Below are 13636 nucleotides of genomic sequence, written 5' to 3'. Positions count from 1 at the left end.
CTGCTCCCGGTCAATCGGAGTCAGGCGGCCGCCGGAAGAGGCTCGGAAACCGCGCCGGCAATCGACGGGCATTCATGGAGGTCATAGCCCGCCGTCTCGCGTCCGATTTGCACGAGATCGCCATGGACGCGAAGAATGTCGCTGCTCACATCGACCAGCGCCATCTGCGCCTTCGCGAGCCGCCGGATCGTCGCATGACCGCTGGTGGCCGGCACACCGACGGTATCGCGTCGCGCGGTAACGACGCTTGTCGTCAGCGAGGACACCGCGATGAGCGCATCGTCGACCCTGCCTTCCGCAGCCGCGACGTCGCGCTCGAGACGAGCTGCTGCAAAACTGATTTCTTTGGACATGACTTCTCCTTTTCCGGATCGCGGGGGCGATCCGGCGATTGCTTGGGCACAAGGGAAAGGGATCAGCCGGAGATCAGCCGCGTCAGCGCCTGGGCGATGGCGAGCCCCGATAAGATGAGCAGGACCAGTGCGACCAGCATGGCCGCCATGATCAGCGCTCGCCTCGTCCGGGCATGGTCATGCCTCCAGAAATCCCTGAACGGCGGGCTGGCCTCCATCGGCCCGTCCGCCGCCAGGACACTGTCGTTCAGCGCCATCGCGTCGGCCGGGCCTCCGTCCGGGAAGTGGGATGGCACGAGCGCAGGCGGCGGCGGAAGGTCGATCGGATCGCATGTGATCCGGTCATAGGTCTGTTTGAGACGGGCATAGACGATCGCGGTCTCGTCGCGGTTCGCCGTCCCCAATATGTCGCGCGCCTTGGTCAGCCGGAGATCGACGGTGGGCTTGGCGATTCCGAGCTGCCGCGCGATCTGCTTCGAGGTCTGTCGCTCGATCAGGAGATCGAGGCAGGCCCGCTGCTTGTCGGTGAGGCGCGCCCAGCGTTCGGCGTCCTCAAATGTCTGCGACCTCGAATCACTCATGTTCACACTCTTGTCAAAATTGCCTCCGGCACAAGCCCCGGGGGTGATTCGCGGGGGCGCGGCCGCTCTCCCGCGATGACGGCGCCTACGCCACAGCCTGTCTTTCGACGCCACGGTGCGACGCGCTCAAAAGCTTGTTGAATTGGGGCAATCCCTGCGTCTCTTACTCGGCCCCGTCGCACGGACACTCCGGTCCGGCGCCGCGAAACGGGGTCCTCTCATGGCTGCAGAACCGATCCGGCTCGAAGCGCGAAATCGCAGCGCGCGCATGTTGCAGACCGCATTCGGAGCGGCGATCGCCGGCTGGCTTGCCGACCCGCAAGTCGTCGAGATCATGCTCAATCCGGACGGCCGCCTCTGGGTCGACCGCTTGGGTGCTGGCCTTTCGGATAGCGGCACATGGCTGAGCGCGGCCGATGGCGAACGCATCATCCGCCTCGTCGCACATCATGTCGGCGCCGAAGTTCATGCCGGGAGTCCGCGCGTATCGGCCGAACTGCCCGGCGGCGGCGAACGGTTCGAGGGACTGCTGCCGCCCGTGGTGATCGCTCCGGCCTTCGCGATCCGCAAGCCGGCGGCCGCCGTTTTCACACTCGACGACTATGTGGGCGCGCGCATCATGGCGCCGGCTGCCGCCGCCGCGCTGCGGCATGCGGTCGCCGGGCGGATGAACATTCTCGTCGCCGGCGGCACCGGAACCGGCAAGACGACGCTCGCCAACGCGCTGCTCGCCGAGATCGCCGGCACCGATGACCGGGTCATCCTCATCGAGGATATACGCGAGTTGCAGTGCGCCGCGCGCAATGTCGTCGCCATGCGCACCAAGGACGGGGTCGCATCGCTCACCGACCTCGTGCGCTCGTCGCTCCGCCTCCGGCCCGATCGCATTCCGATCGGCGAGGTCCGCGGCCCCGAAGCGCTCGATCTGCTGAAGGCCTGGGGGACGGGGCATCCGGGCGGGATCGGTACGATCCACGCCGGAAGCGCGCTCGGGGCGCTCCGCCGCATGGAGCAGCTCATCCAGGAGGCGGTCGTCACCGTGCCGCGCGCGCTGCTTGCCGAAACCATCGACCTTGTTGCCGTCCTCGTCCGCGATGGGACTGGCCGGCGCCTGTGCGAACTTGCGCGGGTAGACGGGCTCGATCCCGCCACCGGCGAATATCGCCTGGTCCCGCACACACAAGAAGGAGAAAGCTCATGATCCGTGCCGCCCGGCATGGTGCCCGCCGCGCCATGCTCACTTCGACCGCGATCGTCGTCGCGATGATCGTCGCCGTCCCGGCCCATGCCGGCGGCTCGTCAATGCCCTGGGAAGCGCCGCTCCAGTCGATCCTCGAGAGCATCGAGGGTCCGGTCGCCAAGATCGTCGCGGTGATCATCATCATCGTCACCGGCCTGAGCCTTGCCTTCGGCGACACCTCGGGCGGTTTCCGCCGGCTGGTCCAGATCGTCTTCGGCTTGTCGATCGCCTTCGCGGCATCGAGCTTCTTCCTCTCCTTCTTCTCCTTCGGCGGCGGGGCGCTCGTCTGATGGGACAGGAGGCCGACATTCCGGGTTTCTTCGCGCCGGTCCACCGCGCGCTCGCCGAGCCGATCCTGCTCGGCGGCGCGCCGCGCAGCCTGGCGATCGTCAACGGAACCCTCGCCGGCGCGATCGGGCTTGGCCTTCGCCTCTGGATCGCCGGCCTCGCCCTCTGGGCGATCGGCCATGCCCTTTCGGTCTGGGCGGCGCGGCACGACCCGCAGTTCGTCGACGTCGCCCGCCGCCACCTCAAATTTCCTGTCTGGATGCGCCCATGATGAACCTCGCCGAATATCGCACCAAATCGGCTTCCCTCGCCGACTATCTTCCCTGGGTGGCGCTGGTCGCCGAGGGCGTGGTCCTTAACAAGGACGGCTCCTTCCAACGTACCGCGCGCTTTCGCGGTCCCGACCTCGACAGCGCGACCCCGGCCGAACTCGTCTCGGTGACCGCGCGGCTCAACAATGCGCTGCGGCGGCTCGGCTCGGGCTGGGCGGTCTTCGTCGAGGCGCAGCGTGTTCCCGCGAGATCCTATCCGGTTTCCGATTTTCCCGACGCCGTCTCGGCGCTGGTCGATGTCGAGCGCCGCGAGCAGTTCCGCGAGGAAGGCGCGCATTTCGAAAGCTTCTATTATCTGACCCTGCTCTGGATGCCGCCCGCGGAAGAGGCCGCGCGTGCGGAAGCCTGGCTTTATGAGGGGCGCTCGGAGGCGGGAGTCGATCCGAAAGAATATCTGAAGGGCTTCGTCGATCGTAGCGGGCGGCTACTCCATCTGATCGAAGGCTTCGTTCCCGAAGCCGAATGGCTGGGCGACGGCGAGACACTCACCTATCTCCACAGCTGCGTCTCGACCAATCGGCAACGCGTCCGCGTTCCCGAGACACCTGTCTATCTCGACGCGTTGCTGACCGACCAGCCGCTCGTCGGCGGGCTCGCGCCGCGGCTCGGCGCGCATCATCTCCGCACGCTGACGATCACCGGCTTTCCGACCGCGACCTGGCCGGGCCTGCTCGACGAGCTCAACCGGCTCGCTTTCGCCTATCGCTGGTCGACGCGGGCAATCATGCTCGACAAGACCGACGCGACGAAGCTGCTGACCAAAATCCGGCGGCAATGGTTCGCGAAGCGCAAGTCGGTCGCCGCGATCCTCAAGGAGGTGATGACCAACGAGGCGTCGGTGCTCATGGATTCCGACGCATCGAACAAGGCCGCCGACGCGGACATGGCATTGCAGGAACTCGGCGCCGACCATGCGGGCATCGCCTATGTGACCGCGACGCTGACGGTGTGGGACAAGGATCCCGCCATCGCGGCCGAAAAGCTGCGGCTCGCCGAAAAGGTCATCCAGGGCCGCGATTTTACCTGCACGGTCGAGGGCATGAACGGGGTCGATGCCTGGCTGGGGAGTCTCCCCGGTCATGTCTATGCCAATGTCCGCCAGCCCCCCATTTCGACGCTCAATCTCGCCCACCTCATACCCTTGTCAGCGGTGTGGGCGGGGGCGGAACGGGACGAGCATTTCGGTGATGCCCCCTTGCTCTACGGCAAGACCGAAGGCTCGACTCCGTTCCGCCTAACTCTTCATGTCGGCGACGTCGGCCATAGCCTTGTCGTCGGTCCGACGGGCGCCGGCAAGTCGGTGCTCCTCGCACTGATGGCGCTGCAGTTCCGGCGCTATGAGCATGGCCAGATCTTCGCCTTCGACTTCGGAGGCTCGATCCGCGCCGCGACGCTCGCGATGGGCGGCGACTGGCAGGATCTGGGCGGCGCTCTGCAGGATGACGGCGGCGGCGTCGCGCTGCAGCCGCTTGCGCGCATCGACGAGGCGGGCGAACGGGCGTGGGCCGCCGAATGGCTGGCCGCGCTCCTCGCGGGCGAAGGCGTGGCGCTCGATCCGGCCGCGAAGGAGCATATCTGGTCGGCGCTGACGTCGCTGGCCACCGCGCCGGTCGCGGAACGGACGCTGACCGGGCTCGCGGTCCTACTGCAGTCGCAGGAACTCAAACAGGCGCTGGCGCCCTATCTGGTCGGCGGACCTTGGGGACGGCTCCTCGACGCGGAGGTCGAACGCCTCGGCGACGCGCGTGTGCAGGCGCTCGAGACCGAGGGGCTCGTCGGCGCCGCTTCCGCTCCCGCCGTGCTCGCCTATCTCTTTCACCGCATCGGGCAGCGGCTCGATGGCTCGCCGACCCTGATCATCATCGACGAGGGCTGGCTTATCCTCGACAGTCCGGCCTTCGCCGCGCAGCTGCGCGAATGGCTGAAAACGCTGCGCAAGAAGAATGCGAGCGTCATCTTCGCGACGCAGAGCCTCGCCGATATCGAGAGCTCGAGCATCGCGCCCGCGATCATCGAGAGCTGCCCGACGCGCATCTTCCTTCCCAACGAGCGCGCCGCCGAGCCGCAGATCGCGCGGGTCTATGAGCGCTTCGGCCTCAACGACCGGCAGATCGAGATATTGAGCCGTGCGACCCCGAAGCGCGACTATTATTGCCAGTCGCGGCACGGGAACCGGCTGTTCGAGCTCGGACTCGGCGAGGTCGCGCTCGCCTTCACCGCCGCGTCTTCCAAGACCGACCAGATCCGCATCGGCGAACTCGTCGCCGAACATGGCGGTGATGGCTTTGCCGCCGCCTGGCTGCGTGAGCGCCGCCTCGACTGGGCGGCCGATCTTCTCGCCAATCTCCAATCTTCCACCCTGAAGGAGTGAATGACCATGAAGACCCCGATTTTCCATTGCGCCGCCGCGCTGCTCGTCACCGGGTGCGGCATCGCGGCTGCGGCCGTGTCCGCCCCGGCCGCGGCCCAGGTGGGCGGGATCGTCCATGATCCCCGCAATTACGCCCAGAACATCCTGACCGCCGCACGCACGCTCGAGCAGATCAACAATCAGATCAAGCAGCTACAGAATCAGGCGACGTCGCTCGCGAACGAGGCACGCAACCTGTCGAGCCTGCCGGTCTCCACGCTCGAGGAGCTGCAAGGGCAGGTCGACCGGACCCGCACCCTGCTCGGCGAAGCGCAGCGGGTCGCTTTTGATGTCGGAGACATCCAGAAGGCGTTCGACGCGCGCTACAAGGGCGGCGCACTGACGGGCACGCAGGCGGAAATGGTCGCCAATGCCGAAGCGCGCTGGAACGACAGCGTCGGTGCTTTCCAGGATGCGATGAAGGTCCAGGCGGGCGTCGTCGGCAATATGGGCGATGCGCGCCGCTCGATTACGACGCTGGTGACAGCGAGCCAGTCCGCGACCGGCGCCCTCCAGGCGGCACAGGCGGGCAACCAGCTGCTCGCGCTCCAGTCGCAGCAACTCGGCGATCTTGCCGCTGCGATCGCCGCGCAGGGGCGGGCGCAGATGCTCGATGCCGCCCGCGCGGCGGCTGCCGAGGCCGAGGGACGCGAGCGCTTCCGCCGCTTCCGCAAAGGCAATTGAGATGGGCCGGGCGGCCAGGATCGCCGGCGCGGCAGTGCTGGGCGGAATCGCCATGACGCTCGCGCTCGTCGCCGCGACCCTGCCGCCCACGCCTCGTGCGTCCGTCCCCCAGGTCTCCGGGGCGGACGCACACCCGGCACCGGACGATGGGCTTCGCCGCTGCCGGACCGTCACGACGGCCGACCCCGATTGCGAAACGGCATGGGAAGCGAAGCGTCGCCGGTTTTTCGGTGAGCGGAGGAACGAGCGATGAACGACACGGGCGTGATCGACCAATTTCTGTCGGTCTTTTCGACCTATATAGACAGCGGCTTCGGGCTGCTCGGCGGCGAAGTCGGGTTCCTGTCGACGACGCTCATCGTCATCGACGTGACGATCGCGGCGCTGTTCTGGGCGTGGGGAGCCGACGAGGATGTCCTTCAGCGCCTCGTCAAGAAGACGCTCTATATTGGCGTCTTCGCCTTCATCATCGGCAACTTTCAGAGCCTGGCGACGATCATGCTCGAAAGCTTTGCCGGTCTTGGGCTGAAGGCGAGCGGCGGCACCATGGCGATCGGCGACTTCATGCGCCCGGCCGTCGTCGCGGCGACGGGCCTCGATGCCGCGGAGCCGCTTCTTGATGCGAGCAAGGACCTATTGGGGCCTATCGGGCTCTTCACCAACTTCGTGCAGATCTTGATCCTGCTGATCGCCTGGGTGATCGTCGTCCTCGCCTTCTTCATCCTCGCGGTGCAGGTCTTCGTGACCATCCTCGAGTTCAAGCTTGTCACGCTCGCGGGCTTCGTTCTGATCCCCTTCGCCTTTTTCGGCCGCACCGCCTTCATGGCCGAGCGCGTCCTTGGCCACATCGTCTCTTCCGGCATCAAGGTGCTGGTGCTCGCCGTCATCACCGGGATCGGCACGACCCTCTTCGATCGCTTCATGGGTGCCCAGATTGGCGCCGAGCCGGACATCGAGCAAGTGATGGCGATCGCGCTTGGCGCGCTCACATTGCTGGGTCTCGGTATCTTCGGTCCTTCGATCGCCAATGGCATCGTCGCCGGCGGGCCCCAGCTCGGCGCGGGCGCCGCGGCCGGCACGGCCGTCGCCGCCGGCGCCACGCTCGCCGCGGGCGCCGCCGGTGCGACGCTGGCCACCAGTGCTGCCGCCACCTTTGCGCGCGGCGCTGCGGCTGGCGCTACCCGCACTGCGGGCAGCGCGTCGGCCTCATACGCCGCAGGCGCGGCCGGGAAGAGCGGGGCGCAAGCGGTCGGCGCGGGTCTCGCCAATGTCGCGCGCTCGGCGGCGAGCGCAGCGGCGTCACCGCTTCGGCGTGCCGCCGAGCGGTCTCGCGAGCAGTTTGCGGCCGGCCGTGAGGGTCAGGCGGCGAAGGCGGGGCCGGCACCTGCTGCCGGTACGCCGCCGGCCTGGGCGACCGCGATGCGGCAGCGGCAGGCGGTCACGCAGGGCGCGATGGTCGGCGCGCAGACCCTGAAGGGCGGCGATAGCCACGGCGCTGGCTCCGCACCCGACATCAGCGAAAGGGATTGATATGATTTTCCGCAGGCCCTCCAATCATTATGGGATCTCGCCCGTCCCGGTAACGCCGCATCAGCGCGCGGCGCAGGTCTGGGACGATCGCATCGGCGCGGCGCGTGTGCAGGCGAAGAACTGGCGGCTCGCCTTTTTCGGCACCCTGCTTCTGTCAGGCGGCCTCGCCTCGGCTCTGGTCTGGCAGTCGCTGCGCGGCACGATCACGCCCTGGGTGGTCGAGGTCGACAAGCTCGGCGAGGCAAGGGCCATTGCGCCCGCAGACGCCGACTGGTCGCCAACCGATCCGCAGATCGCCTTCCATCTCGCGCGCTTCATCGAGCATGTCCGGTCGATCCCGGCCGACCCGATCGTGCTGCGCAAGGACTGGCTCAGCGCTTATGACTTCACCACGGCAAGCGGCGCGCAGATACTCAATGAATATGCCCGGCTCAACGATCCCTTCGCGGAGATCGGCAAGCGACAGGTCGCGGTCGACGTGTCGAGCGTGATCCGGGCCTCCAAGGACAGCTTTCGTATCGCCTGGACCGAGCGCCGCTATCAGGACGGCAGCCTTCTCGAAACGTCGCGCTGGTCGGCGATCGTCACCGTGACGGTTCAGCCGCCCCGCACTCCCGATGCCCTGCGGCGCAATCCGCTCGGAATTTTTGTCACCGCCGTAAATTGGTCGAAGGAGCTCAGCCAGTGACACGTTTTCTCGTTTTTGTGACCGCAGCCGCGCTGGCATTTCCTGCGGTCGCCGCCCCCTCCGATGTCAAGACACAGGTCGGCCGGGCCAATGACGCGGCGCGCGTTCAGCCCGATCGCGCGAGCTTCCAGGGCGCGATCCAGAAATATGCCTGGGCCGATGGCGCGCTGTTCCAGATCTATACGGCGCCGGGGCAGGTCACCGACATCGCGCTCCAGGAAGGTGAAGAGCTCGTCGGACCCGGACCGGTCGCCGCCGGCGATACGGTCCGCTGGGTCATCGGCGACACGCTGAGCGGCGCCGGTACGTCGCGGCGCGTTCATATTCTCGTCAAGCCGACCCGCCCCGACATCATGACGAACCTCGTCATCAACACCAACCGCCGCACCTATCATCTCGAACTGCGCGCGACGCCTTCGACCTATATGGCCGCAGTCAGCTGGTCCTACCCGGCCGATGAGCTGATCGCATTGCGAGCGGCCGAAACCGAGCGGGAGCGCGCTGCACCCGTTGCGGGCGGCATCGACTTTGCGGCGCTCAATTTTGGTTATCGGATCAGCGGCGACAAGGTGCCCTGGCGCCCGCTGCGCATCTTCGACGACGGTCGCCAATTGTTCGTCGAGTTTGGCGACGGCATTGCCGAGGGCGATATGCCCCCGCTCTTCGTGCTCGGTGACAAGGAGGGTGCGGAGCTCGTCAATTACCGCGTGCAAGGCCGGTTCCTCATCGTCGACCGCCTGTTCGAACGCGCCGAACTGCGGCTTGGCAACGGGCGCGGCGCGAAGAAGGTGCGAATCGAGCGCGACGACAAGCGCCGTCGGGGGCGGTCATGAGCGGGCCGGAACGGGAAGGGAAGGCAGAACCGCCTCCTGAAGCCCTGGCGGCGGAACGCCCCGTCGCGCCGTCCAGCCCCGACGGGTTCCGGCTTGAGGGCGAGATGCCGCCTGTCATGCGCCTCTCGCGCCGGACGCTCGCGATTATCGGCGGCGCGGCAGGCTTTGCTATCGCCGGTGCTCTGCTCTGGGCGCTGCGGTCGCCTGCTCCCCAAGCCGACAAGAATCTCTATGAGACCGATCGCCCCAACCGCTCGGAGGTCATTACGGGCGCGCCCGCGGATTATGGCGCGGTTCCGAAACTCGGGCCGCCGCTTCCCGGTGACCTCGGGCGACCGATCGTCTCAGCGCAGAAGGAGGGCGGGATGATAACGCCGCCGCCCATGGTGGCTGTTCCACCGCCGGCCGATCAACGACAGCGGGCGGTGGATCAGGCGCGTGAGCGCCGGATCCAGGAAAGCGACGCGGCGCGTTCCAGCAATCTTTTCCTGGCAAGCGGGGGAGGCAGCGCCTCGGCCAGTACCGCGGAACAACCTGCGCCGCCCGCGGCGCAGGCGATCAATCCATCGGGCGCAGAAGCCCCGGCTCGTCCCTTTCTGAGGGGAGATGGTCCGCGCCGGACAGACAGCGGCGAACGCATCGTCCCGCTCGCTTCGCCCTATGTCGTGCAGGCCGGGAATATCATTCCGGCGGCGCTGATCACCGGCATCCGTTCCGATCTTCCGGGCCAGATCACAGCGCAGGTGACGCAGAATATTTATGACAGTCCGACGGGACGCATTCTCCTGATCCCCCAAGGCTCGCGCCTGATCGGGGAGTATGACAGCGAGATCGTGGCGGGACAGAATCGCGTGTTACTGACTTGGGATCGGTTGACCTTTCCCGGCGGTCGCTCGATCGCACTTGGCCGGCTCCCCGGAGCGGATGCCGGCGGAATGGCGGGGCTGGCGGATCGCACCGACTATCATTGGGGCCATATGTTCAAGGCCGCGCTCATATCGACGCTGCTCGGTGTCGGCGCCGAGCTCGGAGCGGACGACGACGATCGGCTCGTTCGTGCGATCCGGTCGGGATCGCAGGATTCGATCGGTCAGACCGGCCGGCAGATCGTCGACCGGCAACTCGCCATACCGCCCACTATCACCATCAGTCCCGGTTTCGCGTTTCGGGTCATCGTAACCCGTGACCTGGTGCTGGAGCCGCTTTTCAGCGGCGAATCCCGATGAGCAAGCTGCGGCTCGGACCCATCGCCGAGGATCGGCCGGTCAAGGTCACGGTTGAACTGTCGGGAGGCATTATGCGCGATCTTGCAGACTATGCCCGCATCCATGCCAGGGCCAATGGGCTCCCCGAGCCTTTGCCGGCGGAGCGGCTGATTGCCCCGATGATCGAGCGCTTCATGAGCGGTGACCGCGAATTCGGCAAGCTGCGGCGTCGATCCTGATCGGCACCAGTTCGCGGCCACAAGACATCACGCCCCCGGCAATTTGGCCAGCTGTGCGGGTGTCAGGATAGGGGCGTTGCGATCCCTGCGCTCCGAATAGCGATCGACAAGCTGGTCGGCGTGGCCGCGCGTCAGCACGGTGAACCGCACCAGCTCCTCGGCAACATCGACAATCCGGTCATAATAGCTCGACGCCAGCATGCGGCCTGCCTCGTCGAACTCCGCATAAGCTTTGGCAACGCTCGACTGGTTGGGGATGGTGATCATCCGCATCCAGCGGCCGAGGATGCGCAGCGTGTTGACGCTGTTGAACGACTGCGATCCCGCCGAGACCTGCATCACGGCGAGAGTGCGGCCCTGCGTGGGACGCAGACCTCTATAGGCGAGCGGCAGGTGATCGATCTGCGCTTTCATTATGCCGGTGATCTGGCCGTGGCGCTCGGGGCTGCACCAGACCTGGCCATCTGACCAGAGCGAATGCTGGCGTAGTTCCTCGACCGCGGGATGATCGTCATCGGCGATGAGGTCGGGCAGTGGCAGGTCGGAAGGATCGAAGATGCGGGTCTCGCAGCCGAAAAGCTGGAGCAGACGCGCCGTTTCCTCGACAACGAGGCGCGAGTAGGAGCGCTCGCGCAGCGATCCGTACAGAAGAAGGATGCGCGGCGCGGGATCGAGCGGCCCCAGACCAAACGCCGGCTGTGCGTGGAGATATTCGGGGCTCAATGCGGGAAAATGGTCTGCGTCGGAGAGCGCGCGCAGGCGGCTGTGGGTCTGTTCTGTCATGATACTCAGACTTGTGAAGGAACGCTCGCCGGGAACCAGCGACGTCCGAGGCGGAATGCGACGCTGACGAGGAGGATGAGGACCGGCACTTCGACAAGCGGGCCGATGACCGCCGCGAAGGCGACCGGCGAGGCGAGGCCGAAGGCGGCGATCGCGACCGCGATCGCGAGCTCGAAATTATTGCCCGCGGCGGTGAAGGCGACCGCGGTCGTGCGTGGATAATCAGCCTCGATCAGCTTGCCCATCCAGAAGCTGATGAGGAACTGCACGACGAAATAGATGGTCAGCGGGATCGCGATCCGGATGACGTCGCCGGGGATGGTGACGATCTCGCCGCCCTTGAGGCTGAACATCGCGACGATGGTGAAGAGCAGTGCGACGAGGGTGATCGGCGCGATCCTCGGCAGGAAGTGCGTCTCGTACCAGTCGTTGCCCTTGGCGCTGGCGAGCCATTTGCGGGTGAGATATCCTGCCATAAACGGGATGCCGAGATAGATGAGCACCGCCTCGGCGATCGTCCAGAAGCTGACGTCGATGACGCTGCCTTCGAGGCCGAAGAGCGGCGGCAGGACCGTGAGGAAAAACCAGGCATAGACGCTGAAGAAGAGGATCTGAAAGATCGAATTGAACGCGACGAGCGCAGCGACATATTGATTGTCGCCCTTTGCGAGCTGGTTCCACACGATCACCATTGCGATGCAGCGCGCGAGACCGATCAGGATCAGGCCAGTCATATATTCAGGCTTGTCCGCGAGGAAGACGACCGCGAGCGCGAACATCAGCACCGGCCCGATGATCCAGTTCTGGATCAGCGAGATGGCTAGGACGCGCTTGTCTTCGAACACGCGCGGCAGCTCGTCATAGCGCACGCGTGCAAGCGGCGGATACATCATCAAAATGAGCCCGATGGCGATCGGGATATTCGTCGTTCCGATCGACATCGCGTCGATCGCAGCGGGGAGGTCCTTGAAAAGCGATCCCAAGAGGACGCCGAGCGCCATTGCAAGGAAGATCCAGAGTGTCAGATAGCGATCGAGGAAGGACAGGCGTTCACGCTTTGCGGCAATCATGATGATCCCCTCAGGCATGGACGCGGTTGCCGCCGGCATCGACCACCTGTTCACCGTCTTCCTTGGCGAAGGCGCCAAGCTGGCGGGCAGGGATGATGTCGAGCACCGCTTCGGACGGGCGGCAGAGCTTCACCCCGAGCGATGTGACGACGAGCGGGCGATTGATGAGGACCGGATGCGCCATCATTGCATCAATGAGTGCGCCATCGGTGAGATCGGGGTTGCCTAGGCCGAGTTCCGCATAGGGCGTGCCTTTTTCGCGGAGGAGCTCGCGCGGCGTGATACCGGCGCGCTCGATCAGCCGCTCGAGCAGGGCTCGCGACGGCGGTGTCTTCAGATATTCGACGACATGCGGTTCGATGCCGGCGTTGCGAATGAGCGCGAGCGTGTTGCGCGACGTCCCGCACTCGGGATTGTGATAGATAATGATGTCGGCGGTCATGCGCCTGTCTCCCGCTCGCCAGTCGCGCCCTCGATGCCGCCGATTTCCTTCAACCTGCGCGCCATTGCCATCTCGTCGATGCTTTCGTGCGGGAGCGCGAGGAAGAGCGAAATCCGGTTCGAGAGATAGTGCAGCGCACGTTCGAAAGCTTCGCGCTGGCCCGGGCCTTCGACCGCGGCGGGATCTTCGATCCCCCAGTGCGCGGTCATCGGCTTGCCGGGCCAGACCGGACAGGTCTCGCCGGCGGCATTGTCGCAGACGGTGAAGATGAAATCGAGTTTGGGCGCGTCCGGGCCCGAGAATTCGTCCCAGCTTTTCGAGCGCAGACCCTCGGTCTCGAACCCGAGCTCATCGAGAAGCGCGAGCGCCTGTGCATGGACCTTGCCTTTGGGAAAGCTCCCGGCGCTATAGGCACGGAACCGCCCCTGGCCCATGCGGTTCAGCAGAGCTTCGGCTAGAATCGAGCGGGCGCTGTTGCCGGTACAAAGGAACAGCACATTATAAATCTTGTCGGTCATCGACTTCTCCCTCAAGCGCTGAATGGGCCGATCAGCAGCAGGCAAGTTCGGCGAGCAGCGGCTCACACAGTTCAGCGCGTCCTTGGCAGCAGTCTTTTGCGAGGAAGAGCATCAGGCCGCGAAGTGCGTCGATATCCGCTCGTTGGATGATCTGCCGGCCGCGCTTTTCCGGTATCACCAAGCCCGCCTTCACCAGAACCGCGAGGTGCGTCGAAAAACTACTCTGATTGAGCCCCGACGCTTCGACGAGCTGTCCCGTCGATAGCCCTTCGGGCTCATTCTGGACGATCAAGCGAAAGGCATCGAGGCGGGTGGGATGCGCCAGAGCGGCGAGGGCGGACAAGGCGGCATCAATTTGCATGCATCGGGATTATCCGATATGTTCATGTCTGTCAATTTGTATCGGGAATATGCGATGGGTCGGTTCGGCGAGGCCCACA

At 65.8% G+C, this 13636-nt stretch carries 18 protein-coding genes; 11 read left to right on the top strand and 7 right to left on the bottom strand.

Translation table 11 applies throughout. The features are described 5' to 3' along the window. Positions 1 to 20: 20 nt before the first annotated feature. Both J2X38_RS18245 and J2X38_RS18240 read right to left on the bottom strand, forming a co-directional pair. Positions 21 to 353, bottom strand: coding sequence for a hypothetical protein (locus tag J2X38_RS18245; RefSeq protein WP_137890086.1), 333 nt, complete (start codon positions 351 to 353; stop codon positions 21 to 23). Between the two features lie 62 nt (positions 354 to 415). Further along, positions 416 to 934, bottom strand: a complete 519-nt coding sequence (locus J2X38_RS18240; RefSeq protein WP_137890087.1) for a LuxR C-terminal-related transcriptional regulator — start codon at positions 932 to 934, stop codon at positions 416 to 418. Positions 935 to 1154: 220 nt separating this feature from the next. Here J2X38_RS18240 and trbB point away from each other — a divergent pair, with 220 nt between their 5' ends. Genes trbB through J2X38_RS18185 form a run of 11 tightly spaced genes read left to right on the top strand, consistent with a single transcriptional unit; the run spans position 1155 to position 10383 of the window. Continuing rightward, positions 1155 to 2135, top strand: coding sequence for a P-type conjugative transfer ATPase TrbB (gene trbB, locus J2X38_RS18235; RefSeq protein WP_137890088.1), 981 nt, complete (start codon positions 1155 to 1157; stop codon positions 2133 to 2135). A 32-nt stretch (positions 2136 to 2167) separates the two neighbouring features. Next, entirely contained in the window at positions 2168 to 2464 is a 297-nt protein-coding gene (locus tag J2X38_RS18230; protein ID WP_405053473.1) for a TrbC/VirB2 family protein, read from the top strand. Beyond that, positions 2464 to 2733, top strand: a complete 270-nt coding sequence (locus tag J2X38_RS18225) for a VirB3 family type IV secretion system protein (protein ID WP_058818138.1) — start codon at positions 2464 to 2466, stop codon at positions 2731 to 2733. The genes J2X38_RS18230 and J2X38_RS18225 overlap by 1 nt, the downstream gene beginning before the upstream one ends. Beyond that, positions 2730 to 5165: a conjugal transfer protein TrbE gene (gene trbE / locus J2X38_RS18220; protein ID WP_137890090.1), complete on the top strand. Its 2436-nt coding sequence runs from the start codon at positions 2730 to 2732 to the stop codon at positions 5163 to 5165. The genes J2X38_RS18225 and trbE overlap by 4 nt, the downstream gene beginning before the upstream one ends. A gap of 6 nt (positions 5166 to 5171) precedes the next feature. Further along, complete coding sequence (trbJ, locus tag J2X38_RS18215; RefSeq protein WP_137890091.1) at positions 5172 to 5888, top strand: P-type conjugative transfer protein TrbJ; 717 nt, start codon at positions 5172 to 5174, stop codon at positions 5886 to 5888. Beyond that, a complete protein-coding gene (gene trbK-alt / locus J2X38_RS18210) occupies positions 5818 to 6141 on the top strand; it encodes a putative entry exclusion protein TrbK-alt (RefSeq protein ID WP_310256043.1) in 324 nt (107 codons plus the stop codon). Before trbJ ends, trbK-alt begins: the two co-directional genes overlap by 71 nt. After that, positions 6138 to 7418 (top strand): P-type conjugative transfer protein TrbL, encoded by a 1281-nt coding sequence (gene trbL, locus J2X38_RS18205; protein WP_137890093.1) that lies wholly within the window; start codon positions 6138 to 6140, stop codon positions 7416 to 7418. Before trbK-alt ends, trbL begins: the two co-directional genes overlap by 4 nt. 4 nt (positions 7419 to 7422) lie before the next feature. Continuing rightward, the gene (gene trbF / locus J2X38_RS18200) at positions 7423 to 8106 is read left to right on the top strand and encodes a conjugal transfer protein TrbF (protein WP_137890199.1); all 684 of its coding nucleotides are present in this window, start codon (positions 7423 to 7425) and stop codon (positions 8104 to 8106) included. After that, positions 8103 to 8939, top strand: coding sequence for a P-type conjugative transfer protein TrbG (gene trbG / locus J2X38_RS18195; RefSeq protein ID WP_294048586.1), 837 nt, complete (start codon positions 8103 to 8105; stop codon positions 8937 to 8939). Before trbF ends, trbG begins: the two co-directional genes overlap by 4 nt. Further along, positions 8936 to 10165: a TrbI/VirB10 family protein gene (locus J2X38_RS18190; RefSeq protein ID WP_137890095.1), complete on the top strand. Its 1230-nt coding sequence runs from the start codon at positions 8936 to 8938 to the stop codon at positions 10163 to 10165. The genes trbG and J2X38_RS18190 overlap by 4 nt, the downstream gene beginning before the upstream one ends. Continuing rightward, positions 10162 to 10383: a DUF2274 domain-containing protein gene (locus J2X38_RS18185; protein ID WP_058818134.1), complete on the top strand. Its 222-nt coding sequence runs from the start codon at positions 10162 to 10164 to the stop codon at positions 10381 to 10383. The genes J2X38_RS18190 and J2X38_RS18185 overlap by 4 nt, the downstream gene beginning before the upstream one ends. 27 nt (positions 10384 to 10410) lie before the next feature. Here the strand turns inward: J2X38_RS18185 and arsH are convergent, their stop codons facing one another. From arsH to J2X38_RS18160, 5 genes are read right to left on the bottom strand one after another with little or no spacing between them, the layout of a single operon-like run. Next, positions 10411 to 11166: an arsenical resistance protein ArsH gene (gene arsH / locus J2X38_RS18180; RefSeq protein ID WP_058818133.1), complete on the bottom strand. Its 756-nt coding sequence runs from the start codon at positions 11164 to 11166 to the stop codon at positions 10411 to 10413. A gap of 5 nt (positions 11167 to 11171) precedes the next feature. Beyond that, positions 11172 to 12236, bottom strand: coding sequence for an ACR3 family arsenite efflux transporter (gene arsB / locus J2X38_RS18175; protein WP_058818204.1), 1065 nt, complete (start codon positions 12234 to 12236; stop codon positions 11172 to 11174). 10 nt (positions 12237 to 12246) lie between these two features. Then, positions 12247 to 12678 (bottom strand): arsenate reductase (glutaredoxin), encoded by a 432-nt coding sequence (gene arsC / locus J2X38_RS18170; protein WP_058818132.1) that lies wholly within the window; start codon positions 12676 to 12678, stop codon positions 12247 to 12249. Beyond that, a complete protein-coding gene (locus tag J2X38_RS18165) occupies positions 12675 to 13196 on the bottom strand; it encodes an arsenate reductase ArsC (RefSeq protein ID WP_058818131.1) in 522 nt (173 codons plus the stop codon). The genes arsC and J2X38_RS18165 overlap by 4 nt, the downstream gene beginning before the upstream one ends. 31 nt (positions 13197 to 13227) lie before the next feature. Further along, entirely contained in the window at positions 13228 to 13557 is a 330-nt protein-coding gene (locus J2X38_RS18160) for a helix-turn-helix transcriptional regulator (protein WP_058818130.1), read from the bottom strand. Positions 13558 to 13636 lie beyond the last annotated feature (79 nt).

The organism is Sphingopyxis sp. BE235 (genome assembly GCF_031457175.1).
Lineage (GTDB): Bacteria > Pseudomonadota > Alphaproteobacteria > Sphingomonadales > Sphingomonadaceae > Sphingopyxis.
The sequence above is the reverse complement of the archived record's forward strand: the minus strand, read 5'-3'. Positions and strand labels throughout refer to the sequence as shown.

What these genes read in the sequence shown, in the direction of transcription:
- J2X38_RS18245 (WP_137890086.1), bottom strand. Translation starts at nt 353, where the DNA reads ATGTCCAAAGAAATCAGTTTTGCAGCAGCTCGTCTCGAGCGCGACGTC.
- J2X38_RS18240 (WP_137890087.1), bottom strand. Translation starts at nt 934, where the DNA reads ATGAGTGATTCGAGGTCGCAGACATTTGAGGACGCCGAACGCTGGGCG.
- trbB (WP_137890088.1), top strand. Translation starts at nt 1,155, where the DNA reads ATGGCTGCAGAACCGATCCGGCTCGAAGCGCGAAATCGCAGCGCGCGC.
- J2X38_RS18230 (WP_405053473.1), top strand. Translation starts at nt 2,168, where the DNA reads ATGCTCACTTCGACCGCGATCGTCGTCGCGATGATCGTCGCCGTCCCG.
- J2X38_RS18225 (WP_058818138.1), top strand. Translation starts at nt 2,464, where the DNA reads ATGGGACAGGAGGCCGACATTCCGGGTTTCTTCGCGCCGGTCCACCGC.
- trbE (WP_137890090.1), top strand. Translation starts at nt 2,730, where the DNA reads ATGATGAACCTCGCCGAATATCGCACCAAATCGGCTTCCCTCGCCGAC.
- trbJ (WP_137890091.1), top strand. Translation starts at nt 5,172, where the DNA reads ATGAAGACCCCGATTTTCCATTGCGCCGCCGCGCTGCTCGTCACCGGG.
- trbK-alt (WP_310256043.1), top strand. Translation starts at nt 5,818, where the DNA reads ATGCCGCCCGCGCGGCGGCTGCCGAGGCCGAGGGACGCGAGCGCTTCC.
- trbL (WP_137890093.1), top strand. Translation starts at nt 6,138, where the DNA reads ATGAACGACACGGGCGTGATCGACCAATTTCTGTCGGTCTTTTCGACC.
- J2X38_RS18190 (WP_137890095.1), top strand. Translation starts at nt 8,936, where the DNA reads ATGAGCGGGCCGGAACGGGAAGGGAAGGCAGAACCGCCTCCTGAAGCC.
- J2X38_RS18185 (WP_058818134.1), top strand. Translation starts at nt 10,162, where the DNA reads ATGAGCAAGCTGCGGCTCGGACCCATCGCCGAGGATCGGCCGGTCAAG.
- arsH (WP_058818133.1), bottom strand. Translation starts at nt 11,166, where the DNA reads ATGACAGAACAGACCCACAGCCGCCTGCGCGCGCTCTCCGACGCAGAC.
- arsB (WP_058818204.1), bottom strand. Translation starts at nt 12,236, where the DNA reads ATGATTGCCGCAAAGCGTGAACGCCTGTCCTTCCTCGATCGCTATCTG.
- arsC (WP_058818132.1), bottom strand. Translation starts at nt 12,678, where the DNA reads ATGACCGCCGACATCATTATCTATCACAATCCCGAGTGCGGGACGTCG.
- J2X38_RS18165 (WP_058818131.1), bottom strand. Translation starts at nt 13,196, where the DNA reads ATGACCGACAAGATTTATAATGTGCTGTTCCTTTGTACCGGCAACAGC.
- J2X38_RS18160 (WP_058818130.1), bottom strand. Translation starts at nt 13,557, where the DNA reads ATGCAAATTGATGCCGCCTTGTCCGCCCTCGCCGCTCTGGCGCATCCC.